The organism is Paenibacillus sp. FSL R10-2778 (genome assembly GCF_038593035.1).
In the GTDB taxonomy this organism is placed as follows: domain Bacteria; phylum Bacillota; class Bacilli; order Paenibacillales; family Paenibacillaceae; genus Paenibacillus_AQ; species Paenibacillus_AQ odorifer.
In genome coordinates this window covers 1,191,473-1,217,759 of the sequence record NZ_CP151956.1, presented here as the reverse complement: position 1 = coordinate 1,217,759, position 26,287 = coordinate 1,191,473, and the positions used below count along the sequence as shown (strand labels likewise).

General features: G+C 45.9%; 25 protein-coding genes. 19 read left to right on the top strand and 6 right to left on the bottom strand.

The window, feature by feature from the left end; all coding sequences use genetic code 11:
- Nucleotides 1-23: 23 nt before the first annotated feature.
- The 4 genes from NST40_RS05265 (at nt 24) to NST40_RS05250 (ending at nt 4,314) form a co-directional block, all read left to right on the top strand.
- Nucleotides 24-1,373 (top strand): STM4012 family radical SAM protein, encoded by a 1,350-nt coding sequence (locus NST40_RS05265; RefSeq protein ID WP_342410472.1) that lies wholly within the window; start codon nt 24-26, stop codon nt 1,371-1,373.
- Entirely contained in the window at nt 1,370-2,236 is an 867-nt protein-coding gene (locus NST40_RS05260) for an STM4011 family radical SAM protein (protein ID WP_341164760.1), read from the top strand. Before NST40_RS05265 ends, NST40_RS05260 begins: the two co-directional genes overlap by 4 nt.
- Before the next feature lie 103 nt (nt 2,237-2,339).
- Nucleotides 2,340-3,077: a glycerophosphodiester phosphodiesterase gene (locus tag NST40_RS05255; protein ID WP_340012007.1), complete on the top strand. Its 738-nt coding sequence runs from the start codon at nt 2,340-2,342 to the stop codon at nt 3,075-3,077.
- A 4-nt stretch (nt 3,078-3,081) separates the two neighbouring features.
- Entirely contained in the window at nt 3,082-4,314 is a 1,233-nt protein-coding gene (locus NST40_RS05250; protein WP_342410471.1) for an SLC45 family MFS transporter, read from the top strand.
- A 67-nt stretch (nt 4,315-4,381) separates the two neighbouring features.
- On the opposite strand, the gene NST40_RS05245 is transcribed toward NST40_RS05250, so the two are convergent.
- Complete coding sequence (locus NST40_RS05245; protein WP_081387703.1) at nt 4,382-5,200, bottom strand: GGDEF domain-containing protein; 819 nt, start codon at nt 5,198-5,200, stop codon at nt 4,382-4,384.
- A gap of 77 nt (nt 5,201-5,277) precedes the next feature.
- A complete protein-coding gene (locus NST40_RS05240) occupies nt 5,278-5,865 on the bottom strand; it encodes a histidine phosphatase family protein (RefSeq protein WP_076219732.1) in 588 nt (195 codons plus the stop codon).
- A 258-nt stretch (nt 5,866-6,123) separates the two neighbouring features.
- Between NST40_RS05240 and NST40_RS05235 the strand changes: the two genes are divergently transcribed.
- A complete protein-coding gene (locus tag NST40_RS05235) occupies nt 6,124-7,278 on the top strand; it encodes a phosphodiester glycosidase family protein (protein WP_076278164.1) in 1,155 nt (384 codons plus the stop codon).
- Nucleotides 7,279-7,605: 327 nt separating this feature from the next.
- Here NST40_RS05235 and NST40_RS05230 read toward each other — a convergent pair whose 3' ends face one another.
- Nucleotides 7,606-8,511, bottom strand: coding sequence for a GNAT family N-acetyltransferase (locus NST40_RS05230; protein WP_076278154.1), 906 nt, complete (start codon nt 8,509-8,511; stop codon nt 7,606-7,608).
- Between the two features lie 871 nt (nt 8,512-9,382).
- Here NST40_RS05230 and NST40_RS05225 point away from each other — a divergent pair.
- From NST40_RS05225 to NST40_RS05180, 10 genes are all read left to right on the top strand, one after another.
- Complete coding sequence (locus NST40_RS05225; protein ID WP_342410470.1) at nt 9,383-9,727, top strand: hypothetical protein; 345 nt, start codon at nt 9,383-9,385, stop codon at nt 9,725-9,727.
- Between the two features lie 79 nt (nt 9,728-9,806).
- On the top strand, nt 9,807-10,505 hold the full coding sequence (locus NST40_RS05220; protein WP_076278054.1) for a response regulator transcription factor: 699 nt from the start codon (nt 9,807-9,809) through the stop codon (nt 10,503-10,505).
- Nucleotides 10,502-11,500: a sensor histidine kinase gene (locus NST40_RS05215; protein WP_342410469.1), complete on the top strand. Its 999-nt coding sequence runs from the start codon at nt 10,502-10,504 to the stop codon at nt 11,498-11,500. The genes NST40_RS05220 and NST40_RS05215 overlap by 4 nt, the downstream gene beginning before the upstream one ends.
- A 239-nt stretch (nt 11,501-11,739) precedes the next feature.
- Nucleotides 11,740-12,510, top strand: coding sequence for an ABC transporter ATP-binding protein (locus NST40_RS05210; protein WP_036679832.1), 771 nt, complete (start codon nt 11,740-11,742; stop codon nt 12,508-12,510).
- Complete coding sequence (locus NST40_RS05205) at nt 12,485-14,431, top strand: ABC transporter permease (protein WP_342410468.1); 1,947 nt, start codon at nt 12,485-12,487, stop codon at nt 14,429-14,431. The genes NST40_RS05210 and NST40_RS05205 overlap by 26 nt, the downstream gene beginning before the upstream one ends.
- 147 nt (nt 14,432-14,578) lie before the next feature.
- Nucleotides 14,579-15,535, top strand: a complete 957-nt coding sequence (locus NST40_RS05200) for a YafY family protein (RefSeq protein ID WP_342410467.1) — start codon at nt 14,579-14,581, stop codon at nt 15,533-15,535.
- Nucleotides 15,536-15,640: 105 nt separating this feature from the next.
- Nucleotides 15,641-16,099 carry an SRPBCC domain-containing protein gene (locus NST40_RS05195; RefSeq protein WP_342410466.1) on the top strand — a complete coding sequence of 153 codons (459 nt, stop codon included), beginning with the start codon at nt 15,641-15,643 and terminating at the stop codon, nt 16,097-16,099.
- A 233-nt stretch (nt 16,100-16,332) separates the two neighbouring features.
- On the top strand, nt 16,333-16,587 hold the full coding sequence (locus NST40_RS05190) for a FeoA family protein (protein ID WP_036679839.1): 255 nt from the start codon (nt 16,333-16,335) through the stop codon (nt 16,585-16,587).
- Entirely contained in the window at nt 16,584-17,315 is a 732-nt protein-coding gene (locus tag NST40_RS05185; RefSeq protein WP_076130631.1) for a FeoB small GTPase domain-containing protein, read from the top strand. The genes NST40_RS05190 and NST40_RS05185 overlap by 4 nt, the downstream gene beginning before the upstream one ends.
- Nucleotides 17,293-18,702, top strand: coding sequence for a nucleoside recognition domain-containing protein (locus tag NST40_RS05180; RefSeq protein ID WP_076220490.1), 1,410 nt, complete (start codon nt 17,293-17,295; stop codon nt 18,700-18,702). The genes NST40_RS05185 and NST40_RS05180 overlap by 23 nt, the downstream gene beginning before the upstream one ends.
- Nucleotides 18,703-19,577: 875 nt before the next feature.
- Here NST40_RS05180 and NST40_RS05175 read toward each other — a convergent pair.
- Both NST40_RS05175 and NST40_RS05170 read right to left on the bottom strand, forming a co-directional pair.
- Nucleotides 19,578-20,273: a hypothetical protein gene (locus tag NST40_RS05175; RefSeq protein ID WP_076220491.1), complete on the bottom strand. Its 696-nt coding sequence runs from the start codon at nt 20,271-20,273 to the stop codon at nt 19,578-19,580.
- A gap of 179 nt (nt 20,274-20,452) precedes the next feature.
- Nucleotides 20,453-21,862: a PLP-dependent aminotransferase family protein gene (locus tag NST40_RS05170; RefSeq protein ID WP_076220446.1), complete on the bottom strand. Its 1,410-nt coding sequence runs from the start codon at nt 21,860-21,862 to the stop codon at nt 20,453-20,455.
- 168 nt (nt 21,863-22,030) lie between these two features.
- On the opposite strand from NST40_RS05170, the gene NST40_RS05165 reads away from it, so the two are divergent.
- The 4 genes from NST40_RS05165 (at nt 22,031) to glpX (ending at nt 25,622) form a co-directional block, all read left to right on the top strand.
- The gene (locus NST40_RS05165) at nt 22,031-22,963 is read left to right on the top strand and encodes an EamA family transporter (RefSeq protein WP_076130627.1); all 933 of its coding nucleotides are present in this window, start codon (nt 22,031-22,033) and stop codon (nt 22,961-22,963) included.
- A 155-nt stretch (nt 22,964-23,118) separates the two neighbouring features.
- The gene (locus NST40_RS05160; protein WP_081383827.1) at nt 23,119-23,763 is read left to right on the top strand and encodes a helix-turn-helix transcriptional regulator; all 645 of its coding nucleotides are present in this window, start codon (nt 23,119-23,121) and stop codon (nt 23,761-23,763) included.
- Nucleotides 23,764-23,781: 18 nt separating this feature from the next.
- The gene (locus NST40_RS05155; protein ID WP_342410886.1) at nt 23,782-24,582 is read left to right on the top strand and encodes a pyruvate, water dikinase regulatory protein; all 801 of its coding nucleotides are present in this window, start codon (nt 23,782-23,784) and stop codon (nt 24,580-24,582) included.
- Between the two features lie 44 nt (nt 24,583-24,626).
- Nucleotides 24,627-25,622, top strand: a complete 996-nt coding sequence (glpX, locus tag NST40_RS05150) for a class II fructose-bisphosphatase (protein ID WP_076278048.1) — start codon at nt 24,627-24,629, stop codon at nt 25,620-25,622.
- A gap of 89 nt (nt 25,623-25,711) precedes the next feature.
- On the opposite strand, the gene NST40_RS05145 is transcribed toward glpX, so the two are convergent.
- Nucleotides 25,712-26,263, bottom strand: a complete 552-nt coding sequence (locus NST40_RS05145; RefSeq protein ID WP_076220788.1) for a general stress protein — start codon at nt 26,261-26,263, stop codon at nt 25,712-25,714.
- Nucleotides 26,264-26,287 lie beyond the last annotated feature (24 nt).

Below are 26,287 nucleotides of genomic sequence, written 5' to 3'. Positions count from 1 at the left end.
CAAGGAAAGGATGGAGAACTGATATGACGTTATCGTCCTTCTCTTTAGAAGAGCTTCACAAGTGGAAAGACTGCATTACTGCTCACCCTTACCGTTCTTATCTGTATTCCTATCCACACAAAACGGCTTACAGGGATTTGCAGCCTCCGATGCCGCTAGAAACACTCTGGCGTGATGAGCCTGCGGAATCTTTCTTTCTATATATGCATATTCCGTTTTGTGGCGCACGCTGCGGATTCTGCAACCTATTTACCCTGCCTGATAAACGCGCAAATGTTCATGCCACATACGTGGATGCCCTGGAACGCCAAGCAAAGCAATGGGCGGAATTCACCAGACATAAACCTTATGCGCGTTTTGCGATCGGCGGTGGAACTCCCACCCTGCTGGCAGCAGATCAGCTCCGCCGCTTGTTCCACATTGCCGTTGATACGATGGGACTGGACACAAATACAGCCTCCATCTCAGTGGAAACTTCACCGGAGACGATTACCGAAGAGAAGCTGAATATTCTAAAAGAGTATACGGTGGATCGGGTCAGCATGGGCATCCAAAGTTTTGTCGCTGCTGAATCGGCGGCCATCTATCGCCCACAAAATCCGGATGAGGTATATCGGGCACTAGAGCTGCTGGGGAAATATGATTTTCCCATACTAAATTTAGATCTGATCTACGGGCTTCCGGGGCAGACGGTCGACTCTTGGCTATATTCGCTCAATCAAGCGATCAGCTTTGAGCCAGAGGAAATTTTCATCTATCCGCTCTACACCCGTGAGCATACGATTGTGAAGCCTGGTGATATCCAGCGTCAGGACGATATTCGCCTAGATTGCTACAAAGCCGCTGGGCAGCTGCTTAGAGCGAGAGGATATCGCCAATACTCCATGCGTCGTTTCGCCAAGGAAGACGCAGGAACAGCTAAACCCATTCTCGATTATAGCTGCCAAGAAGAAGGAATGGTCGGCTTGGGCTGCGGAGCCAGATCCTACACCCGCCATGTGCATTACGCTTCCCGTTATGGGGTAAGCCGTAAAGCAACCGAGAGCATTATTGCTGATTACGTTGCGACGGATCGTTACGATACTGCGGATTACGGGATTGTGCTGAGTCTTGAAGAACAGAAACGCCGCTTTATTCTGAAGGCGATTCTACATAGCGAAGGGCTGAAGCTTAAAGATTACAGCCAGCGTTTCGATCAATCGCTCTGGAGCGATTATCCTGAGTTGTCCAACCTGCTTCATTCCGGTCTTGGGCAGGAGGAAGATGGCATCCTGCGCCTTACCACCGAAGGGATGGGTTACTCTGATTCGATTGGGGATTGGTTTATTTCTGGGGAGATCCGAGAGCAGATGGAAAGGTTCGTATTGCCATGAATGCGGTCCTCTACTACCGCGGTTCCCTCACGTCCTGCAACTATGATTGCCCCTATTGTCCTTTTGGCAAAACAAGAGACAGCGCAGCTACGCTCGCCAAGGACCGCCAGGGGCTGGAAGCCTTTGTAGCGTGGGCCTCTGAGCAAGGTGCGGCAGGTCATCGGCTTTCTATATTTTTTAATCCCTATGGCGAAGGGCTGATTCATCGCTGGTACAAAGAAGCAATGATTGCTCTCTCCAATATGGACCATGTTGAGAAGGTAGCGATTCAGACCAACCTTTCTGCCAACCTGGATTTCGTCTCCCAGATGAATCGTAAAAAAGTGGCCTTTTGGGCCACCTACCACCCCGGACAAGTGCGGGAGGATAAATTTCTGGCGCAATGTTTGACTTTATATGAGAACGACGTTCCATTTAGTGTGGGAAGCGTTGGAATACGCAGCGCTTTTTCAGCTATAGCTTCACTTCGTTCTGCGTTACCAGAGAACGTGTACTTATGGGTCAATGCTTACAAAGATAAACCTGATTATTATACAGCTGAGGATTTTGTCTTCCTTAGCGAGATTGATCCACATTTTTCTGTGAATGCTATGGATTATGAAAGCCTTGGCCAAGCCTGCAATGCAGGAAAAGATGTTTTTTACGTACAGGGCGCTGGGCTTGTGAAACGCTGCTATAAGGACAGAGGGGTCATAGGCAATCTTTACCGTGATGGGCTAGAGGGTCTCTCTGCGGTTAGAAGCTGCCGAATGAAGGTATGCGATTGTTATATCGGTTATATTCATATGCCCGAGCTGAAGCTGCGGAGCATCTATGAAGCTGGACTTTTGGAACGAATCCCGTATGGCGCTATGAATAACTGATTTAAAATTCCAGACAGGGTTTCTTTACTCTCTGTGGAATATGACAAGTAGCCCCCATTCTATAGGGGCATAGCAAACACTAAAGTTGGAGGGACAATAACTTATGAACAACATCATTAATTTTGCGCATCGTGGAGCGTCGGCAGTGTGTCCAGAAAATACTATGGCAGCATTTCGCAAAGGTCTTGAGCTGGGTGCAACCGGAATAGAAACTGATGTACAAATGACCAAGGATGGCGGCCTAGTCCTCATTCATGATGAAACTCTAAACCGCACAACAAGCGGCACCGGCTATGTGAAGGATCATACACTCGCAGAACTGCTGGAAGTGGACGCAGGCTCATGGTTCGGACCTGAATTCAAAGATGAGCGCCTTCCATTGCTGGAAGATTTATTAGATCTGCTGCAAGGTAGAGATACCACCCTAAATATCGAGCTTAAAAATGGCACTTTTTTATATCCGGGCATGGAGGAAAAAGTGATCGCGGCCGTACGGGATTTCAAGATGAGCGATCGCGTCATTTTTTCGAGCTTCAACCATTATTCACTAGCTTACTGTCAGTCGCTGGCACCGGAGATCAGAACAGGAATTCTGTACGGGGAAGGCTTGTATCGTCCTTGGGATTATGCAGCTACACTTGGAGCGACTGCGTTGCATGCGTATCATTTTGCGGTACTGCCTGAATTCGTCGAAGAAGCGGCGAAGCATGGCGTTGTCTACCATCCTTGGACCGTTAACGATCCCGAGCGGATGAAATATTTAATTGAAGCTGGTGTATCAGGCATTATTACCGATCATCCAGACCTACTCGCTGGACTTCTGGCTGACAAGGGAGTGTGATGGTGTGAAAAAAGTCTGGCTGCTCGGATTCGGCTTTTTCAGCATCAGCATTACATGGAGTCTGTATAACGCATTTGTACCTTTTTTCCTCGAAAAATATGTACATAGTGTAGCCCTAATCAGCTTCATGATGACGATTGATAATTACTTCGCCTTATTCTTGCAGCCTTGGATCGGTAATCGGAGTGACCGCACGACCTCGCGTTTTGGACGCAGAATGCCTTATCTTATGATCGGTATGCCCTTCGCTGCCGTGCTGACTATGCTGATTCCGTTTCATACCGGACTATTTACACTGCTTTTATTTATGATGCTGATGAATCTAGCCATGAGTTTATACCGTTCCCCTACCGTCGCTCTAATGCCCGACATAACACCTGAAGAGCAGCGTACAAAGGCTAACGGATTAATTAATTTCATGGGTGGATTCGGATCAATTCTGGCTTTCGGCGTGGGTTCGATCCTCTATAAATCAAATCCTGCGCTGCCATTTCTCGTTGCTGGACTGATTACCCTGTTATGTCTGTTTATCGTATCGCGCTTCATCAAAGAAAAACGGGATGGTGTGAATATAAGCCCTACGCTTCTATCCGATACAGCGGGGAGCCCTTCTACGACGATAGTTAAGCCTTCCAGAGTCTCCTTTCGCGGCCAACTGGATCGTACTACAGTCTTTCTACTGGCAGCGATTTTCTTCTGGTTTGTAGCTTATCAAGGGGTCGAAACCTTGTTTACATTGTATGGCAAAAACCATCTGGGCCTCAGTGAACAAGCAGCCTCCTTCTCCCTTACCTTCTTCTCCCTTGCCTTTGTGCTGTTCGCTATTCCGAGCGGTTGGCTGGGTGGGCGATTCGGGAAAAAGAAGATCATTATCGTCGGCGTATGTGGCCTGATGACGGTGTTTGCGCTTGTTGGGTTTGCACAGGACCTGCTGGTGCTTCGAGTGTTACTCCTGACAGGAGGACTCTTCTGGGCTTGTATCAACATCAACTCTTATCCTTATGTTGTTGCAACGGGAACTGAGGAGAGTATCGGTACTCGAACAGGGATGTATTATTTGGTCTCTTCACTGGCAGCGATCAGCTCGCCACCTTTGCTGGGGCTAATGATTGATATTTTTGATTACTCCATCCTGTTCTATGTAGCAGCGATTAGTATGGCGGTTGCCCTGCTCTGCCTCTTCTTGATGAAGGGACGCAAGCAAGTCCCCCACAAGTTTCACACACCGGGAGCCTAAAAAAAAGCGTCAGCCTTAGACATCTATTTATGTCCAGGGCTGACGCTTATATTTTACATTTAACAAACTAATTTTTATAAACTGAATAACGACCTGTCCCGAGCTGTTTGGCGGTGTACATCGCTGTATCTGCTTCGTGCAGCAGCCTGAAATGATCCACCTTGCCATGACTAATGCTGATGCCTATGCTCGCAGATACAAAGAGGTTATGCTCTCCCAGCTGATAATGTCTGGTCGTCTTCTCCAGAATCTGCACCGCTAACTGCTCCGCTTCCTTCTGATTGCAGCCTTTAGCTACAATCACAAATTCATCGCCGCCTATGCGGAAAATATGGCGTTTTCTTTTGCTGGAGAATTGACTTAACCTTCCTCCCACCTCTTGCAGCAGTAAATCGCCCACATGATGTCCTAAGCTGTCATTGATTGATTTGAACCGGTTCAAATCCATAAACAATACGGCTAGTTGCTCATTTACTTTGCAGCGATCCCAAAAGTGATCCATTCCATTCTTGTTTAAGAGCCCCGTTAAGCCATCCTTATAGGCAAGTTCCTTAAGCTGCTCTCTTTCCGCCAAAACAAGGTTCAGCCGTGTAAGCAAAAACATTAAAACAGCTATCGTAAGCGCGTATATCAATAACGGAGTGAAAATCCCCCCATTGACCTCTATAGTTTCTTCTAAGGATTTTTTGCCTAGCTGATGCATTGCCCATAATCCAACGACAATAGTTATAATGGAAAGGCCCGTGTAAACTGCTCTTTGTTTTGGTTCCTTACTAGCAACATCCCGGTAAAATCTCAATACTAAATAACCTACAACCCCTGCGATGATAATGGACATTAACGTTTGTAAATAAATCTGAACCTCTACCACCTTTAATTCGCACATCCTTCTGAACTACAATTAATTAGCTTACTGTACTGCGATACCAATATATAAAAAAGCTCTGAACATTATCTGAACACTTACTCTTTCTCCAAATGCCGCGCACAATTATATAACTCGCAGTTCCAGGAGCCATCCGATTCGGATTTTGTTATTCGCGTAATTGACGTATTGTTCAATAATACTGTGCCGTCCAGTTCTGGAAGTAGTCTTCTAAGGCTACTGCGTAAAATTACACCATGGCTAACGATCAGAATATGGCTGCCTGGATGTCTCGCCGCAATTTCTTCAATCACTTCGCTGCCTCTGAGCTCGCTGGCTTCTGGAGTTTCCAAACCCAAATCTAACGTCTTCCAATCGGTTCCCCATCGTTCAATCCGCTCTTGCTGCGTAGTTCCTTCAATAAGTCCCGCATACATCTCTCGAATGCCCGGCGCTAAACCCGTGATCTCAAGGCCTAATCTTTCTGCAATAACCTCTGCCGTTTGCCGCGCTCTGAGTAAATCACTTGAATATATGTAATCCCATTGTTCTGTGCTAAGACGTTCAGCCAGTAGTTGTGCCTGTTGCAGGCCTTCAGCATCCAATGAATTATCCGTATGCCCTTGCACTCTGCCTTCTTTATTCCACGCGGTACTTCCATGGCGAATTAAACCTATCGTAGTCATAAAAATCTCCTTTTAGCTATTGAGTCTAGTGGCAATTGTGATGCTGGTTATTGTGGTGGTTATTGTGCTAGTTATAGTGCTAGTTATAGTGCTAATCTCAGTGCAATTTCAGTGCTAATATAAATAATATAATCTATATTCTATCAGATTCACCCTATGAACATTTAAAAATAAAGGTTATCCAAGTTTTTGAACATGAGGTATAATAAACCTTGTCGTTTTTTACAACAGCTACAAGATAAGGAGTAATTGTTTATGATGAAAAAGCTAGGGTCCACTCTGTTTCTTACCTTCTTACTGCTCGTTCCACTTGTCGCCACTTGCCCATCCACTGTTGGTGCAACACCAGTTCCTAAAAACACCGTCTATGTGGACAAGAATAACCATTCATACATACCACTGCGTCTCTTAAATAGCTTCACTGGTATACAGTCTGTATGGAATCCTAACGAAAAACGTATAAGCATTACGAATGCAGACACCACCATAACGCTTACATTAGGTCAAACCGCTGCGCTCGTCAATGAAAAGTCGGTTACACTAACTGATCTTGCTTTCAGTGATAATGGCACGGTATATATCCCGTTGTCTTTTATCAGCACAACGCTTGGCATTCAATTAACCTGGGATAAGGAAGCCTCTTCATTAACCCTTAAGAGTAATGATATTGCAACCACTGTTCCTGTACAGTCCGGCGCACTAATCAAAGCGGATTCTTCTCCAGTTGTCAGCGCTAGTAAAACCTTCAAAGTTGGCGGCAGATCCTTCAAAGCTCAGACGGTTACAGTGTCCCTGCTGCATCCTAAGGTGAAACTTGATGTCGTACTGGCTGGAAATACGGTCGGAAAAGTAGAGGACCTAAGCAGTCTGGCTAAGCGTAATAATGCCGTAGTTGCGATTAACGGAACATTTTTTGATGCCTATACAAAAGGAGCATACAAAGCTCCATACGGGTACATTGTCAGCGGCGGAAAAATGCTTAAAAATAGCTCCGGGGATCGCCGGACGATTTTTACCTATGACAGCAACCATCTGGCGTCACTGATTCCTGGGCTGGAATTCACAAGCCGCTTCGCTTCCGGTTCTATGGAAGGAGCTCTTCAAGCCGGCCCGCGTCTTCTTGTGAACGGCAAGGTATCCCTAAATGTCGCGACAGAAGGCTTCAAAGATCCAAAAATTTTAACCGGCGGCGGAGCACGCAGCGCGCTCGGATTAACACGCGACCATAAGCTCATTCTGCTGACCACTGGTGGAGCCACCATCCCACAGCTGGCAGAAATGATGAAGCAAGCTGGAGCGTATCAAGCCATGAATCTGGATGGTGGTGCATCCAGCGGGCTCTACTACAACGGCAAATATCTTACGTCCCCTGGGCGTCAGATCAGCAATGCGATTGTAGTCAAATATCAATAAAATCTCTTGGCCAGACGGCTAGTTGCGAGTGCTGAGCTTCGTGATTTGGCTTGGCTCAGCCACGCTACTGCTCGGCTTCGGCTTCGGCTTCGGCTACTAAGAATATATGATTCTATTGTACAAAGTGCAATCTGAGGCAGTTTGCAGCGCATAATTGCTCTGGCGGTATGATTGCTGTGCGACGTATGAGATTACTGTGCAGCATATGATTGCCGAGCTCAAACCCAAAAATCCCCTTGATGACTTACCCATCAAGGGGATTTTTCATAGTACGTTGCCAGTTTAGGTACTGCTGACAGATCCAATGTCGGGGGCAGCCGGTGCAACTTAATCTGTGTGACCTGAATATTCCCACACCTGTAACCAAACTTCTGTAATAAAGCCCAATTTCTCATAGAAAGGCTGCATAGAACCTACGTAAACTTTACTAGCTCCGAGTTGTTTTAAACGGTTAAATCCTTCGTGTAGAACCGCCCGTCCCAGTCCCAGCTTTCGATAATTAATGGATGTGCCTACAGGCTCCAGAGCACCAATTCTATTGCTGCTGTCCCAAAAAATATTACAAAAGGAAACCACTTCGCCCGCGTCATTCACAACGCTAAGATCGAGCTGCGGATTATAGCTTGGAGCGTTACTCATATTCCCATAATGCAGCAGCGTGAGCTCTGCCTCCGCCGTTTCTGCATAGTCGAAGGCCATAATATGTCCAAGCGCTTTTGCAGTAACCTCGATCTCATCTCCGCTGCATATTCTAAAGCCAGAGGGGAGCTCCACAGGGAATTCCTTATCCAATCGCAAGGAGTTTACGCTTTCCTTACCACCCGTTTGATGATACCCCCTCTTACGAGCAACCTCCGCCGCAGAAGTCATATTCTCCGGTATTGGCACATACAGCTCTACGTAACCACCGTTCTCTTCCTCAGCTTTTTGTTCAGCAAAAGCGAACATTTCTTCAAGTAATTTTTCCGGAGGATTCATCTCAGCACACTGAAAATAGAACCCATCGTCCCTGCACACTACAGCTGCAAGCTCTCCATTCTCATACTCCCATAAGCCCACTTTTTGTTCCCACTGCTCCAGCGTTCCACTTCTCGTCTCCTGAAAAAAAACAACAAATTCCCAGCGGTCTATAAGCCAGGTATTTGGAGTCTTTAGCTTACTATAACTTTGTATAAGAAAATGACGTACCTTCAGCAGATCTTCAGAACGGTAGCTTCTAAAATTAATGTTCATTTTCCACGCCCCTTTCTTTAATTTCATATTAAGGGAGATGTAAAAATGAAGCATATATCATAATTAGTTATTATTATTTTATACTACCGAATATGATCCGTACGTTCACAAAACAAACATTTCTTGAGTGAAAATTATGAGTTCCACGCATACGTTAACTGCATTTAGTGCAACTATTCCTCAGAATGCTCCTTCAAAAGATAGTTAGTTGTATTTCGTGCAGTTAAATTTCTGGTTTTCCTTTAATTCCACTAGATTCACCCTTTTTAGTTGCACGAAGTGCAATTAAATGGCTTCTAATGACCAACTACGCAGGAATAAGTGTACAAAGTGCAATTAGAGAAAGTTTTGGAGTGGGCGATCTTCTTCCGGAGGAAATAGTCACTGATCAAGCTTTTTCAAGCGATAATTATGAGCTCCACGCATCTGTTAACTGCATTTAGTGCAACTATTCCTCAGAAAGTTACTTAAAAAGATAGTTAGTTGCATTTCGTGCAGTTAAATTTCCGATTTTCCCTTAACTGCACTAAATTCACCCTTTTTAGTTGCACAGAGTGCAATTAAATAGCTTCTATGGACTATCTACGCAGAAATAAGTGTACAAAGTGCATTTAGAGAAAGCTTTGTAGTGGGAGTCTTCTTCGGGAGGAAATAGTCACTGATCAAGCTTTTTCAAGCGATAATTATGAGCTCCACGCATCCGTTAACTGCATTTAGTGCAACTATTCCTCAGAATGCTCATTCAAAAGTTAGTTTAGTTGTATTTCGTGCAGTTAAATTTCCGGTTTTCCTTTAATTGCACCGAATTCACCCTTTTTAGCTGCACGAAGTGCAACTAAACGGCTTCTAGGGTCTATCTACGCAGAAATAAGTGTACAAAGTGCAATTAAGTCTGAATAAGCTGCTTGAGCTAAATCTGGATTGCTTAGATCTAAATGAGTTAGATTTTAGATCAGTTAGATTTGGATCGATTAGCGGTAGATCAGATAGAGCTAGGCCAGCTAGGCTAAGTCAGCTAGAGCTAGGTCAGCTAGAGCTAGATCAGATAGAGCTAGGTCAGCTAAAGCTAGATCAGCTAGAGCTAGATCAGCTAGAGCTAGATCAGCTAGAGCTAGGTCAGCTAAAGCTAGATCAGCTAGAGCTAGGTCAGCTACAGCTAGATCAGCTCGACTTAGATCAGCTAAATTTCCCTTCGATAAATCTAGCTAGATTCTAATTCTGAGTGACCATTAGTACTCTTTTTGCATAATTTTCCTTGTCCATGTTACTGTATAACTGAACAAAGGAGTGAAATTATGGAGACGATTCTAATCATAGAGGACGATGCCAAGCTGGCAAGCTTGCTGAGCACGTACCTATCGAAATATGGGTTCCGTACAATTATTGTAGAGGATTTCAACAGGGTGCTGGAGACTTTTAATGAAAGCTCGGCTGACCTTATCTTACTGGATGTCAATCTGCCTAAATACGATGGGTTCTACTGGTGCCGCCAGATTCGTTCCCTCTCACTCTGCCCGATTCTGTTCATTTCTGCACGGGATAGTGGAATGGATCAGGTGATGGCGCTTGAGAATGGCGGGGACGATTATATTACTAAGCCTTTTCACTATGAGGTTGTACTTGCCAAAATCCGCAGCCACATACGTAGAGCATACGGTTCATACTCACAGACTCAAGAAGAGCATAAACTCCAATCTGGAGGTTTAATCCTCTATCCTGAACGATATATGATCCAATACGACGGTCACACGAGTGAGCTAACCCAAAAGGAAGCGGTTCTACTGGAAGCTTTACTGCTTAAGGAAGGACGAGTGGTTAACCGGGAGCGTCTGCTCGATCTCATGTGGAAGGATCAGCATTTCATAGATGACAATACATTAAATGTCTACATAACCCGTGTCCGCAAAAAGCTCAAGGATCTCGGTCTTGGCGACATTGTGGAAACCGTAAGAGGCGCTGGCTATCGGCTTAATGTTTCTAAGGATACGCCATGAGGCTTTTTTGGAGAGACCAGATCTCTCTGATCCTATTCTATCTGCTTCAGATGCTGCTTATCCCTTTGCTGTATTGGCTGTCTGGTGAGAACAGACCGATCTCTATCATGCTTTATGGAATCGCCTTGAGTACCGTAGTTCTACTGCTATATTTAGGCTACCGATACGTTCAGCACCGGAGATTGTATGCAGCATTAAGCGAACCTATGGACATGCTCCAAAAACATCTTGTTTCCTTAGGAGACACTCCTCTTTCAGAAGCTATCCATGAGTTATTGCAGCTGATTGACCGCCAGTATCAGGAGCAAGTGAATGCGCATGCGCGCCAGATGGATCAGCATATCGTATTCATGAATCGCTGGGTTCATCAAATGAAGACCCCGCTCTCTGTAATTCAGCTTACGCTAAAGGATCTTGAAGAGGAGGCTGCCGCAAGTATTCAGGAGGAACTGGAACGTCTGCGCGGAGGGCTGGAGATGGTTATCTACACTTCAAGACTTGACCAATTTGAAAATGATTTTCAAGTTGAACCGTTATTTCTGCGCAAAACTGTTAGTGAGGCGGTAGCCGAAAATCGCAGATTATTCATACGCCGGGGCATAAAAGTAGATGTACAGATGGATGCCAATCTCGCGGTATATAGCGATGCTAAATGGTTAATGTTTATGCTGGCCCAAATCTTAACCAATGCCGTAAACTATACCTCCGGTACTGGCAAAACCGTTACCCTCTCAGCTCAGCGTGTGGGCACCGACACGATTCTGGATATTACCGATCAAGGGATCGGCATTTCTCCTGAGGATCTGAAGCGGGTCTTTAATCCCTACTTTACGGGTGACCGCGGACGACATTATCATGAATCGACGGGGATGGGACTTTATCTCGTCCGGGAGATTTGCAACAGGCTCGAACACAAGGTGGATATTCAGTCCCGGCTCGGGGATGGAACCCGCGTGCGGCTTATTTTTAGCAACAGTGATCATCTACAGAAATAATATTGAGGGGACTTCATCGTCATTATTCATGGCTTTGAAGCCTCCTTCTTCTTTATAGGCTACTTATCTCTCAACCCATTCTCCACAAGGAGAAAGGCGAACAAAACCTTAACGTCTCTGTAAGGAAACCTTAAGGTAAATCCATAGCAGCTAATCTCTCGATCTTATAAATTATATACATAACCCGTCCCCCAAATAAGGCGGATGAAATCAATTTTGTATTGGAAGGAATGAATGATATGAACGTATTGGAAGTCAAAGGACTTCATAAAGTATACCCCGGCAAAATAGTGACCCAAGCCCTCACCGATATTCATCTTAATATTGAAAAAGGTGAATTTGTCGGAATTATGGGACCGTCTGGTAGCGGTAAAACAACACTGCTCAATATGGTATCCACAATCGACCAGCCGTCCTCTGGCGAAGTGAATATCAATGGCAGCAACCCTTATCTTTTGAATAAAAAAGAGCTCGCCCACTTTCGCCGAAAACAGCTAGGCTTTGTGTTTCAGGACTTCAACCTGCTTGAGACGTTAACCGTCGCCGAAAATATTGTGCTGCCCCTGACTTTGGATAACCGTAAGCTCTCACAGATGGAAATCTTGCTTCAAAGAGTCGCTGAACGCTTAAACATTACCGATATTCTGAGCAAACGCACCTATGAAATTTCAGGGGGACAACGTCAGCGGACCGCAATTGCCCGGGCGATCATCACCTCTCCTTCGATTATATTGGCCGATGAGCCTACGGGTGCGCTTGACTCCAATTCTTCGCGGATGGTGATGGAATCGCTGGAAGATATTAACCACAAAGAAGGCACCACGCTAATGCTCGTAACACATGATCCACTGGCAGCGAGCTACTGCAACCGAATTGTTTTTATAAAAGACGGCAAACTAGCAGCGGAAATTCACCGGGGAGATAACCGTCAGGCCTTCTTCCAAAAGATTATCGACACACTTTCGTTCTGGGGAGGGAATAGTCATGAACTTTCCTCAATTCGCGTTTAATAATGTACGCCGTAATTCGCGCGCTTATTTTGCTTTTTTCTTAAGCAGTGCTTTTATGGTCATGATCTTTTTCTCTTATTCAGTCTTTATTTATCACCCTAGTATTACGAACATCGCGCTGGGTGCGAATTCAGCCTCCGGCATGCAAATTGCTTCTTACATCGTATTTATCTTTGCGTTCTTTTTCGTACTATATTCGATTAGCGCGTTTCTGAAAATGCGTAATCTGGAGTTCGGCATACTGATGATTTTAGGCGCACGCCCTGGCCAGATCAACAAGCTGATTCTTATAGAAAACATGCTGATCGGACTGCTCTCTATAGTAACAGGTGTGTCTTTCGGCATGCTTTTATCCAAGTTATTCTTGCTGCTAAGCACGACAATTATGGGCATGGAGCCACTGCCCTTTTATTGGCCAATGAAGGCGTTAATGATTACTTCTATCTCTTTCATTTCATTATTTCTAGTCATTTCGATCTTCACATTATTGTTCATTCGTAAACATCAAGTTCTTGAACTGCTTAAGGGAAATGTTAAACCTAAAAAAGAACCCCGTGTCTCCTTGTTGTTCTCGCTCTTTGGGCTTCTACTGTTGACCGTCGGCGCTCTCGCGATTCGGAAGCAATTGTCCCCGTCCTCACTGTTAGTCGCCGCTGTCACAGGTATCGCTGGAACCTACTTTTTCTACTCTCAGTTATCTGTATTGGGCATTCGCCTACTAAAACTAAGACGCAAACGGTTGTGGCGCGGAACCAATCTGCTGTGGATTTCCGAGATGAGTTATAAGATTAAAGACAATGCAAGAATGCTGTTCCTTGTAACTGTGGTTACCTCGCTTGCCTGCATGGCTTCAGGAATTCTTTTATCGATTAATCAAGCGAACTCAGACCTCTATAAAAAATCCCCATTCGCTGTGAGTTATACGATTTATGATCCGAAGGATGAAGCACCAGATTTAGAGCCCATTCACACTAAATTAAAGAATGCTAAAGTCGAGTATACAGAGAATAAAGTAGATCTGATCTCTGCTTCCATTCAAGGAATCGATAAGGAAATAATACTTGGAATTGATCTGATCTCCCGCTCACAGTTCAATCAACTGGGCTTACAGATGGATGTGTCCGAGGTTGGACCCTTGTCTGAAAAAGAAGCTGTATTACTGCTGAACCCACATATGGATTCACAGAATTATGCTGCTAATCGAGCGATTCATTTGAAGGTTCAAAAAGATGAGGAACTGATGTTAAAAGAATTACGAACACCAAAGGTGCATCCAGTAGATCCAATGGCCACCTCACTTCTAATCGTAGATGATAACTTATATCATAAGATTTCTAATTCAGCAGAGAAGTACACTAGACCTTATGTGAGATATCTATACAAAATCCCTGCTTGGGACGGTCCTACACCTAATGACAGCTCAGCTGAAGCTGTTGTCACCAGAGACCTCATCCAATGGAATAAAGCCGCTAACAAGGCTAACCATCAATACAGCTCTATACTGGGATCGCGAGCAGACAGCTATCTATCGACCAAACAGGGAGCCGCCATGCTTAGCTTTATAGGGATTTTTATCGCTCTGATCTTCTCGCTTTCATCGGCCAGCTTTCTCTTTTTTAAACTTCATACTGAGCTCAACACAGATAAGCAAATGTATAATGCTTTGTCCAAAATCGGTTTAAGCACTAAAGAAATGTCAGCTTCTGCTACCAAACAGATTTCTGTGCTTTTCTATATTCCGATTATTATTGCCACCATTCAGACCCTTGTCGTGATACGCCCGATACTGAAACAGATTAATATCACAAATGTAACTGTGCCCGTGCTTACTACATCTGCTGTATTTCTGGTTGTGCAAACTATCTATTTCCTTATCGCGAGATCACGGTACATTCATAGTCTCAAGAAAATAATGGTGTAACACCATGTTGAAAAGAATCGTAACCCTGGATGTACTTCGCGGCTTGGAACTTATGGCAGCACCAAAAGGTTCTCTAGCTGATCAATAGGCAATTTGCTATAGTTAGTAAACTATTACTAATTAATGAAGCAAGGAGGTTCCTGATTTATGTCCAAGGCTGATCACATGTTATCCATTCTCTGGATGCTCAAGCAACGGGGAAGAACCGCCGGGGAACTAGCAGAAGCGCTAGAGATCAGTGTCCGATCTGTCTATCGTTACATCGACGCGTTATGCATCAGTGGCGTACCCATTATCGCGGATAGTGGACCTGGTGGTGGCTATAGCCTTCCGGAGCATTTTTCCGAGGCCCCGTTATTCTTTGACTCCGACGAACAACGTTCCCTCCTGCAAGCCGCCTCCTTTGCGCGGGGAACTGGATATCCTTATGTAGAAGCTCTAGATCAAGCAATCGCCAAACTGAAACGGTACAGCAATGCGCAGCAATTAGAACAGATGGAGCGTCATGAGAGCGGGATAGAAACCATCCACTCCCCTGCTGCGCCGCTTCCCCACCTGCTGCAAGAGCTTGAATTAGCGACGGCGAACGGACATACCCTCCAGATGGAATATCGAAAGGGAAACGGGGAGACGATTTCTTCCCGCGCTATTGATCCTTATGGACTTGTCCTGTGGAAAGGGCAATGGTACACCGTTGCTTATTGCCATCAGAGGCAAGAAATTCGGTCTTTCCGAGTCGATAGAATAACTGAACTGCACCGCACAGAAGCTCTGTTTGCCCGTCCTGCTGAATTCTCTGCACGGGATTTTTTATTAAAAAGCTTGCTGCCAACACCAAATACTCCAGAGAAACTCATAGCAGTAGTCATCGCCGCCGATGAAGGAATCCTGAACGATCTATGCAGTCATTGGCTATTTGGACATACGCTGGTGCAGCGCATTGACGGACAAGCCCGTTTTCAAGTCGATGAGACCTCCTTACTGACTTATGCGCCTTACTTCTTGTTGCCTTATGGATCAACACTACGAATCCTAGAGCCTTTAGCTCTGAAACAAAAGCTGTCCGCTATAGCTACCGATCTGGCAGCTTATTATAAGACTTAAAATGATTATTTTAGGATCACTGACCGTAGTTGTCAGTGATCCTTTTGTATAGTGTAAATAAGTCTAAGGGAATAAATGATTGTACAAACCAAGGAGGAATAAGGAATGAAAGAACTTCACTATGAATTTTATATTGGCGGAACACCTGAGCAGGTATGGGAGACTTTGATCTCTCCCGAAGGTACTAAACAGATTTACTACGGGAGCGTAATCCAATCCACCTTTAAAGAAGGTGAATTGCTGGAATATGTTGGTCCCGGTGCAGATGGCGATGAAACGATACATGTATATGGGACTCTGCTGGAGTTCACTCCACAAAAAGCGTTTCGTTTCACGCATAAGGTCGGCCCCTCCTATCATAAGGGGACAGAAAGATATGAATCGCGTATATCTTGGCTGCTTGAACCGGTGGGTGGAACTACTAAGCTTACGCTTATCCACGATGAATGGCATCCTGATGATCCTTCATATGCTGGCAGTATCAACGCCTGGTGGCAGGTTCTGAGTAATATTAAAACCTTGGTCGAAACCGGAGGTACACTTGATTTTGGCAGCTGGTCGTAATTTTAATGTTAATTAGGAATTAGGAATTAAGCTCAACCCTGCGGAAAAGAGCGTACAAGCTCTCTTTCGTCAGGGGCTTTTTTTGCTTAATTTTATTTTGCCTAAGGGAAACATTCTTGTTGCAGGGACAAAGTTGTTGCCATATACTAATGTTGTGCCAGACTACAAGAAATGTTCTAATACACAAAATAAAAACCATAGGCGGTAAAAATATAAATGAAAGAAGGGATCTCATGACTGGAACAACTATTCCTTTATCAGAGGCTGCAAAGGGTAGCACGCTGCGCATCAGCGACATTGAAGTTCAAGGTGTGCTTAGAAGAAGATTACTGGACCTCGGGTTCGTAGTCGGGAATATCGTAGAGGTGTTGCGGCGTAGTCCATTAGGAGATCCTATAGCTTTTCGGGTAAGCAATACGACCATTGCACTGCGTAGAGAAGAAAGTTCTTTAATCTTCGGAGAATTAATTGGAGGTGTAGAAGCATGAGTCAGTTCACCGTCGCTTTTGCAGGCAATCCTAACACCGGAAAAAGCACACTATTCAACCTGCTAACCGGCATGCGACAGCATACTGGAAACTGGGCAGGTAAAACCGTCATTACTGCCGAAGGCGAATTCAAACACAATAACCATTCATACCTCGCGGTAGATTTACCAGGAACGTACTCCCTATACTCAAATTCCGCGGATGAAGAAGCGGCTAGAGATTATATTATTTTTGAACAGCCAGACGTGACACTTGTAGTGCTTGACGCTACTTCGCTGGAACGTAATCTCAATCTTGCCTTGCAAGTGCTGGAGATTACCGGACGGGCGGTTGTCTGCATCAACCTCATTGATGAAGCACGTAAGCTGGGCATCGACATCAACCTGAAGAGTATCTCCAAACGTCTCGGCGTTCCCGTCGTTGCGATATCGGCACGCAATAAAATAGGGATCGATGCCTTATTGGATCAAGTGGAGCGAGTGGCTACAGGCTCATTCACAGCGCAGCCGCTGCGGATTAGTTACAACGAAGAGATCGAACGGGGAATTGCCGAGCTTACACCATTGGTAGAGCAAACCATCGGTACCAAATATCCCGCTCGCTGGATTGCACTGCGCTTATTGGACGGTGATGACAGCCTGCTTACTTCACTTAAAGAGCATATGAAAAGCAAGGATTTACCCGAAGCAAAGGAGGTCATCGGCCATGGAGTCACTGCCTATCACTAAGGGATCTGACGCTCTAGATTCCCTATTGTCCACCGCAAAAAAGCTCGCTGACGGCGGAGCCATTCGGGATGAGATTGTCAGTGGTATATATGGCGTATCCGCAGGCATCTGCGGAGATGCAGTTACTTATCGGGATAAGAAGAAACTGAACAGCACTTATAAGCTGGATAATATCGTGACCTCCAAAATTTGGGGTTTTCCCATCATGCTCGCCATTCTCGGTGTCGTATTCTGGATTACGATTGCCGGGGCTAACTACCCTTCTAGCTGGCTCGCTTCCTTCTTTGGCTTCATCGAAGGATATCTGACAGCGGGATTTGAGGCTCTCCATGCCCCAGCTTGGCTGCACGGCGTGCTTGTGCTTGGATTATATCGGGGCACCTCATGGGTAATCAGTGTCATGCTGCCACCGATGATGATCTTTTTCCCCGTATTCGCTCTGCTTGAGAATTTCGGGTATCTGCCACGCGTAGCTTTTAACATGGACCGACTGTTCAAAAAATCAGGTGGTCATGGCAAGCAAGCTTTAACCATGTCCATGGGCTTCGGCTGTAACGCGGCTGCGATCCTCTCCACACGAATCATCGAATCGCCGCGTGAACGAATGCTGGCTATACTGACCAACAATTTTGTCCCTTGCAACGGCCGCTGGCCCACGCTGATTTTATTGTCTTCCTTATTTATGGCAGGAGCCGCTACGACAGGCGCGCTTCGTACATTCACCACTGCCTCCGTCCTAATGGGAATGGTTCTAATCGGCATCATTGTTACCTTAACCGTTTCCTGGGTCATGTCCAAAACTGCGCTGCGTGGGGTTCCCACACATTACACACTGGAGCTTCCTCCCTACCGCCGTCCACAAATCTGGAAGACCATACTTATTTCCTCCAAAGATAAGTCCCTTAACGTACTTACCCGGGCTATCGTCGTTGCTGCCCCTGCCGGGATTATCACTTGGATTCTAGGCAATCTGTTTATTGGCGGCGATTCTGTACTGAATCATATGGCTGCATTCTTTGATCCGTTCGCACATTTGCTCGGCATGGATGGCTTTATCATCATGGCCTTTATTCTTGGACTTCCTGCGAATGAAATCGTATTGCCTATCCTGCTTATGGGCTATATGTCCTCAGGCGCTATGGTTGATATCGACAGCTTAGGCAGTATCAAAGATGTCTTTCTCTCACATGGCTGGACCTGGCTGACCGCACTCAACATGATGCTGTTCTCCCTGCTCCACTATCCTTGTGGTACGACACTCGTGAACATTTACAAGGAAACAAAAAGCATGAAGTGGGCCGTTCTCTCAGCAGTCATTCCGCTGGGTATCGCCATCGGAGTAACCTTTGCTGTCGCTCAGCTTGCCCGGTTATTTGGGTGGGTGTGACGAGGGTGAGGTAGGCTTGCGATCTAAACTCAAGTGACATCGTCTAACTTTAATTGATTTCATCTGACTTCAACTAGCTTCAAGTAACTTCAACTGACTTCACAACTCACTTCAACTGATTTCAACTTACATCGCAAAAATTCATCATTAACTCACTAAATTCACCTTAATCACATCACCCAAATTAACCTTGCTACACGGAATTCACCTTACTTTACCTTACAATCTAAAGTTCAACTTGCTTCCCTTTGCAACACCCTACAATATCTAGAGTTCATCTTGCTTCACTTTGCAACACCCAACAATAACTAGAATTTGCTTCACAAAGTTCCGCCCACTTTGAAATCATATTTAGGGAATTTCTCCCTAATAATCGAACTTTATAGGCGCGCGTTAAACTTATTGCGGAATTTCTCCCTAATAATTAGCCGATTATAGGCAAAAAGGGCAATTTCCGCAGAATTTTAGGGAGGAATTCCCCAATTATCGCTATTAATGAGTAAAACACGATAAAATCAGGGAGGATTTCCCTAATTATTGATTCTAGATGATTCCGAGCTACACTTGAGCACCAGCACCAGCACCAGCACCAGCACTAGACCTGCATCGCCCTTCCACACATACCAACTCTAGACCTACGCCGCCCTTCAGCACACACCAGCATTAGCATCAGTACCTTTTCGCCCACCAACATACTCCACCACTGGTCCACCAACACAGCCCAACACCAGTTACTCAAGGTCTTCTCAAACAAATAAGCGGTCGCTCGGATGTTTATCCCGAGCGACCGCTTATTTTATCACAACCCCTTATATACTCTTACGTCCTAACTTGATCCCACCATTACATTACATGACGTGACTCTACAGTTAGAGTCATTTTTTGCGCGTTCCATCATTTCTACGACGGTATAGAACAGCCCCAGCTATAGCTGCTAGAACGATAATTATTCCACTAATCCCCACATTAACAAGTGGAAAGGAATCACTGTCCCCAGCCGGGTTCCCCGTTTGATCAGGCTCATTACTCCCAGCTTCTGACTCCGGTGAATTATTCGGGGTTACCTCCGGAGAAGCGGTAGGCGTTGTAGGCGAAATACCCGGTCCCAGCTCTTTCAGATCCACTGAGTCAGCGGTTAGCCGCTTAGTTCGACTGCATAAACTAGCCTCCAGATTACCAGAGTCTCCGCCGTCTCTAGCATAAGCATAGACAATGTAACTTTCCCCTTCCACAAATTCAAAGCCGCAGCTTGCAGAAGATAATGCCGTAGTTAATGTAACTTGATTCCCCTCGACCCCTTTCCAGCTGGAATCCACCTCAAAGGTTACCTTTACTGGATCAGCAGAAGAAATTATGTTCCCCTGTGACGGCTCCTTCATATCCACTACTTTCCCGACAAAAACAGCTGTACTTTTCTCAAGAGCTTCCAGTGGCTCTGCAGGCATAACACAGGAACATGCGTAAGTGACCGAGGGCCGTACCGTCAGCAAAGCCGTAAATATTAATAGGACACCTAGAAATATCATCATTGGACTTCGGAAATTGATCTTTCGGAAATTGATCTTTCGCACTTTGATAACCCCCTTCTTTACCTTACAGACGGAGCAAACGTGGAAAGTGTTACAGGAATTCCCAAATAAGTGATACAAGTTTATCCGGTAGCAATTCCTCTAATCCTCTTCTTTAATTACCCTAATCTTCTTTAACTCCTCATATCCTCTTCATTAATCCCCCATACCTGCTGTACCACTCACAAACTGTGTGCGATCCCAATCAAACGCTGTATTCCTTCGCGCAGCACCCCTTCGCTTGCAAAGGAATAACTTAGGCGAAGCCTTGACTTCATTTCCCCCAGTGGATCAAATAACTCCCCAGGAACAAAAGCGATCGACTGCGCCATACTTGAAGCAAACAGGCGATCCATCGTAAGCTGCTCCGGTAGTTTCACCCATAGATTTAGTCCGCCTTGCGGAGTCGTCCATTCCCAGCCAGTCCCCGCCAGCTCCTCTTCTACAATTTCCTTATGCACTTGAAGCGCAATACGCAGCTTACCGAGATGCTGTTGCAAGCGCGGGGAGGTGTAGTAATGTAGAAATATTTTTTGATTCAGCAGCGGAGTGCCATTGTCTGCGAGTGATTTGGCCGTGATTAGACGTTCCATAAATGGATATCGGCAAGCCACCGCACAGATTCGTAAGCCAGGGGCTACATATTTACTGAAGCTGCTGATATAGATCACCCACCCCTCCGTATCATAAGCAAAAAAGGGCGGCGGCGGCTCCTCATCAAAATACATATCGCGGAACGGGTCATCCTCCACCAGTAAACAGCGATAACGTTCGGCCAGTTCTACCAACAGCTTGCGCTGTTGCACAGGCACCGTGTATCCAGTTGGATTGTGATGCGTTGGATTAATGTAGAACATACGCGGTTTATGCTTTTTCATCAAAGCTTCTACTTCCTCCAGATCATATCCCTCCGGAGTGATCTCTACCGGAACCAACCGTGCCCCCTCCCGGCGAAAAATATCCATAGCAACACTATAAGTAGGCCGCTCCACAAGCACCGTATCCAGAGGACCAAGCACAATCCGGGCAATCAGATTGATCGCCTGCTGCGCACCCGAGGTAATAAGCAGCTCTTCCGAAGTTAACTGCAGCCGATGTTGCTTCCGAAAGTGGTGGCTTAACGTCTCACGCAGCTCGTTATCCCCCTGGACCGAGGCATACGTTCCCATTACCTTGGGATATAGATCGAACACTTTTTTAACATAGTCAGATAGAAAAAGATTCGGCAGCAGCCCCGGATCAATCAGCGCCTGCGAGAACTGATACTTAACTGGCACTCTCTGAATATCAGACAGCGGGTTAGTGAGCGCATAAGCCGATACTGCGGCTCCTACTTCAATAGCAGGAAGCGAGATTATGGGTGCCACGTAATATCCTGATTTATCTTTTACATAAACCTTTCCATCCTCCGTCAACCGTCTGTACGCTTTGAATACGGTCAGTCGATGTACCTTAAGCTCCTCCGCCAGCAGCCGTATAGAAGGAAGCTTATCATGTGCGACCCACTCCCCTCGCTCCATGCGATTTAATAAAAATTCATAGACCTGCCGAAACAAAGGATGATTATGCTCCGCTCCCACAACCTTTTTCATCTGGCTACAACTCCTCTCCGAACAACCTTGTAATCATATTGTACACGATTTCCGAATTAATCTGTTCTACACAAGGCAATCTGTTCTGTCCTCTCCCCTATATGATTAACAAAATGCCAGCTTATAAATTCTTATATTTTATAAAGCACACAAAAGGGGACTTTCAAAATGATCTTATTTGCTTATGCACTTGTATGTCTGATCTTCGGCACGACCTTTCTAGCTATCAAAATCGGCGTAGATGCCGGTGCGCCTCCTTTCTTTTCAGCGGGCTTAAGATTTTTTGTCGCGGGCGCTGTTCTATTCCTATGGATGGTCTGGAAACGTAAAGCCAGCTTCTCCTTGCTGTTGCGCAAAGAAATGTTGTTCACCGGGTCTGCTCTAACCTTCGGCACCTTCGCGGGTCTCTACTGGGCTGAACAATATGTTTCTTCAGGGCTTGCAGCTGTACTCTCTGCCACTGGACCGATCATGATCCTGCTGCTCCAAACCTCTATTCTTCGGCAAAAAGCACCCGCCATCTCCCTATATGGCTGCATCATCGGCTTCACTGGCGTACTGCTGCTGGTTCTCCCCAATCTCGCCGTTGATATTTCACCACTGTGGCTCATCGGTTGCGCCGTAGTCCTAATTGGAGAGTGTTGCTATGCTGTAGGTGCGATTTACTCCAAAAAAGTAATTAACAGTATGCCTGAGGTCTCACCGATTGCGCTGAATGCGGCTCAAATGATGTATGGCGGTGCGTTGTTATTCATTCTTTCTTTTGCCACGGAAAAAGTACATCCTGCATTTCTCTTCTCATTCGAAACAGCAGGTTCACTGCTCTATCTCACAGTTATCGGCTCCATGGTCGGCCATACCTTGTTCTACTGGCTCGTAGCTAAGACCAACCCAGTGTTTCCTTCTACCTGGCTTTATATTTCTCCACCGATTGCGGTGGGTGTAGGCTTTTTCTTTTACAAGGAGTCCGTATCTTGGATTACAATTCTTGGAGTGTTCACCATCATTGCCGGAACAATCCTAGTGAATGCTGATGCTCTAAAGCAATTACTGCAAAAAAAGAAGATCAACACTGTTGCGTTAAAAAAATCAAATATATGACGTACTATATATTGCATTTATGACCACTATTGCGTATTATATAAACAAGTTAAATTAAACACAGCTAAATATGACTCATATATGAAAGGAGGATTCGCTTAACGGCGCTTCTTTTCTAAAGAGGAATGCCTTTTTTATCGGAAGTGGAGGGAATTGTGATCGAACTGACATCACGTCAAATAGAGATTATCGATATCGTTAACAAAAGAGCTCCGATTACCGGCGAACAGATTGCCGAAAGTTTGAATCTTACCCGGCCAACAATTCGCTCGGATCTGTCTGTTTTGGTTATGCTCAAATATATCGACGCCAAGCCGAAGGTCGGGTACTTCCCAGGATTGAAATCATCCAGTCGTCAGGGAAGCGGTTATCTGCTGCAGGAAACGATGGTCAAAGAAATTCAAAGTGTACCTATAGTTATCCGTGAGACCACAACTATTCAAGATGCCGTAGTTACGCTTTTTCTACAGGATGTAGGCACTCTTATTATCTGTGACGAAGAGGGTAAACTCACGGGCGTTGCTTCACGTAAGGATTTCTTAAAGGTAACCTTGGGTAACCCCGGTGCAGTCTCCATGCCCGTAAGCATGGTTATGACGCGCCAGCCCAAAGTGGTCACAACTTCACCGGATGAGCCGGTGCTTGAAGCTGCACATAAGATGATTTTTCACGAGGTAGACAGTTTGCCGGTGGTTGTTCCCAGCGCCGCTGAAGACGGCGGTACAAAACTGGATGTGGTAGGACGTTTAACAAAAACCTCCATCATCAAACTTCTCCTCGAACTTGAAGCCAAAGGATAACAGGAGGAACCCATGAGCATCGAGCAATCTTCCAACTTAATAACGATATGCTCGGATTCTATAGGAGATACGGCAGAGGCTGTCGTGCAGGCCGTTATTCACCAATTTCAGAATCAGCAGGTCACCATTAAAAGATACGGCAATATTAGGCATGAAGACGAGCTACGCAACCTTATGGAAGAAGCAGCTCAGCATAAAGGTTTTGTCGCCTATACATTAGTTCAGCCAGAATTAAGAGAAATGATCCGCGAGGAAGCGGTACGTCTTGATTTACGGATCGTTGATATCATGGGCCCTATGATGCAGGCCTTCATTGATACCTTCGACGATGCTCCTCAGCAGCGGCCAGGTCTTCTCCACCAGCTCGACGAGAATTATTTCCGCCGCATAGAAGCTATAGAATTCACCGTCGCCTGTGATGACGGCCGTGATCTGGGTGCCATGCTCAAAGCCGATATCGTTCTGCTGGGCATGTCCCGTACTTCAAAGACACCGCTTAGCATCTTTTTGGCCCATAGAGGAAAAAAAGTCGTTAACTATCCAATTATCCCGGAGATTGGTCCTCCGCAAGAACTATTAAGCTTGCCGCCGAACCGGCTTATCGGATTAACCATGAAACCCGAGTACATGCTGAAGGTCCGCTCTGAGCGGCTTAAGGTTCTCGGATTACCGACAGGCTCCCAATATGCAAGTCTGGAGCGGATCACCGAAGAGATGGAATACGCCGCTTCATTGTTCAACAAGCTGGGCTGTCCTGTAATTGATATTACTGACAAGGCTATAGAAGAAACCGCTGGTATTATTATGGGTTATATCTAAATTTCAGTTTACAAAATATATAGAATGCACTGGAGGGAATTAGAATGGAGCGCGAACTGGCCCTTGAGATTGTACGGGTAACTGAACTAGGTGCTTTATCCTCGGCTCGTTGGATTGGACGGGGTGATAAAAATGCGGCAGATGATGCAGCCACGACTGCGATCCGTTCCATGTTCGATTCTGTGTCCATCGACGGAACTGTTGTGATAGGTGAAGGAGAGATGGATGATGCTCCAATGCTCTATATTGGTGAGAAAGTCGGGAACCAAAAAGGTCCCTCTGTCGATGTAGCCGTCGATCCTCTCGAAGGAACTGAGGTTGTTGCCTGTGGCCTGCATAATGCGCAATCTGTTATTGCTATAGCAGATAAAGGCAGCCTGCTGCATGCCCCGGACATTTATATGGAAAAGTTAGCCTGCGGGCCTGAACTTGCCGGTAAGCTTAGACTCGAGGACCCTGTAGAGATCACTCTGCAAAAAGCCTGCCATTACACTGGCAAATCCCTCTCCGAGTTAACCGTAATGGTGCTGGATCGCAAACGGCATGAGCAGCTGATTAATAGCCTGCGTGAAGCCGGGGTACGAATTAAGCTGCTTGGTCACGGAGATGTCGCTGGCGCTATTGCGGCTGCACTGCCAGACAGCGATGTCGATTTATATATGGGTTCCGGCGGAGCACCCGAAGGTGTTCTTGCTGCCGCTGCACTGAAATGCCTTGGTGGTGAAATGCAGGGCAGATTGCTCCCGGATGGACCAGTAGAGCTACAGCGCTGTGTACGCATGGGAATTGCCAATCCAACGCGAGTGCTATACATGGAAGACATGGTTGGCACGGGCGACGTCCTCTTTGCCGCCACGGGTGTAACGTCAGGTGAGTTCCTGAACGGCGTCCGTTTCATCGGTAAAGAACGCGCGGAGACACATTCGGTAATTATGCGGGCACAGAGCGGGACGATCCGCTATATCCGCAGCATTCATTTCCTGCCAGGAAAAGAAATACCGGCTGCGCTAACCGTTAGGCAAAATGCTGTCTCTCTATAAAACCACAAAAAACAGGCTATCTCACTAGCAGTATCCTTTGCTAGTGAGATAGCCTGTTTTGTTTTTTTACACTGAATGCTAATTGCTTCTTATTTATTTCCAATACGTTCACTCGCTAATGGATCTATATTAGCAACTTTCTCAAAGCGTTCTGCGTTCAGGCTGTTATACTTTGCGAAGATTTGTTTCACTTCTTGCTCCTTCTGCTCGCCTTCCACATCCGCCATTACTAGAATATGACCTTCATCCACGTAATTATCGTAGCTCTCTGCTTCCTCTTCAGGGATGCCAAGGCCAATAAGTCCGCCGACTAACCCGCCACTGCCTGCGCCTATCGCCGCTCCGGCTAGTGTTGCCGCAAGAGGGCCGGCTGCAATAATAGGTCCAATACCAGGAATAGCCAAAGCGCCAATTCCCATCAGCAGCCCCGTTACTCCACCCAGCAGGCCACCAGTAGCTGCACCTGTAGCCATACCTTCCGGGGCCACGGTTCCTGACTCGTCTCTAAGAGTTTCCTCATCCGCTTTATTTCTCGCGATAATCGAAATATCCTCTGTCCTACAGCCCTGACGCTTCAACTCCTCAATAGCTCGCGAAGCTTCGTATTCGGCAGCAAAGACACCCACTATTCTCTTATTCATCTCCATTACCTCCTATTGATGTAG